General features: G+C 67.9%; 1 protein-coding gene. It reads right to left on the reverse strand.

Annotation, left to right across the window (positions count from 1 at the left end):
- On the reverse strand, positions 1-1284 hold a 1284-nt coding region (locus D769_RS20460; RefSeq protein WP_008649012.1), incomplete at its 3' end, for an ISNCY family transposase.
- Between the last annotated feature and the right edge of the window lie 102 nt (positions 1285-1386).

A 1386-nucleotide genomic window follows, 5' to 3' on the forward strand; every position in this document is an offset into this window, starting at 1 on the left:
CCGCTGCCGCTTGACGTTCAAGGGCACCGTGGCCGGGCGCGGCGGCTCGCCCGAGAGCGTGCGCGACGGCCCCGTGCGATGCCGGTCGTCGCGCAGCGCCTGCACGCGCGCGGCAATCGCCAGCACGTGCCCCAGCCGCTTGTTCTCGACGATCGCGCCCTGGTCGATCTCCGAGAGCCGGTGATACGTCGTGTAGGGCAGGGAAGCGCCGTCGGCCCACAGCTCGACCCGCCCGTCCGGATACTCGGCCACCTCGATGTAGCGGTGAATCAGCCCGCGGTGCTCCGGCCGATCCTCGATCAGGTACAGCACCTTGTCGTACTGCAGCGTCAGGCTCTGCGAGACCTTGCGCCATTCGCGCCAGGTAAAGATCCGTGCCAGGTCCTCGTCGCCGCGCAGCGCCCGGTGCGCATCGAAGTCGCTGCGCGGCACCTTGCCAAAGCGCGCATTGAAGTCCGCGATGAAGGCCGCCGCCATGCTGGAGATGCCACGCAGGCGCAGCTCCTTGACCAGACGGTCCTGCAACGTGCCATTCATCCGCTCCACGCGACCCTTGGCCTGGCTCGTGTTGGCGCACAGGATGTCGATGTTCAGCTCGAACAGCGCCCGGCCAAACTGCGTGTAGCCGCGTTCCTCGGGCGACTGGCGCTGGTTGGACCGAAAGATGCCAGCCTTGTCCGAATAGAACGCCATCGGCTTGCCGTGGCGCTCGAGGTAGGCCCGCGTCGCGGTGAAGTACGCCAGCGTCGATTCGGTCGGCACGAACCGCAGCTGCATCAGCCGGCCCGTCGCATCGTCCACGTAGACCAGCAGCGTGCAGGCCGGCGCCCGGTCCTCGAACCACGCGTGGTCGCTGCCGTCGATCTGCACCAGCTCGCCCAGGCAAGCCCGGCGGTTGCGTGGCTGGTGCACCTTCGGCGGGCGCAGCTTCCTGGGCACCCAGAAACCGGCGTCGATCATGATCCGGCGCACGCAGGCCGGCGAGATCTCGATGCCATGGCGCTCGCGCAGCTTCTCGGCCGCCAGGGTCGGCCCGAAATCGGCGTAGCTATCCCGGATCAGACCGCGCACACGCGATTCCAGACCAGGGGGCAATTGACGGTTGCTGGCGCGCCCGCGCTTGCGCGAGACCAGTCCGCTTGGCCCGTCCTCCTGGAGTCGCAAGACCAGCCGCCTGACATGCCGGGCACTGATGCCCAGACGCTCGGCCGCCCGCCAGCGCGCCAGATGCCCATCGGCCACGGCCTGGATCACCTTCATGCGGTCAACTTCGCGCATGCTCATGGTCACCAATCCCTGTCCGTGCACGGCTGCCTCCCAAAGCGCCCGACGAACCTCGGAGCCTACGGGGAGACAGCCTCAGGTGACATCTCTAATCATCGCAAA

The organism is Cupriavidus sp. HMR-1 (genome assembly GCF_000319775.1).
In the GTDB taxonomy this organism is placed as follows: Bacteria; Pseudomonadota; Gammaproteobacteria; order Burkholderiales; family Burkholderiaceae; genus Cupriavidus; species Cupriavidus metallidurans.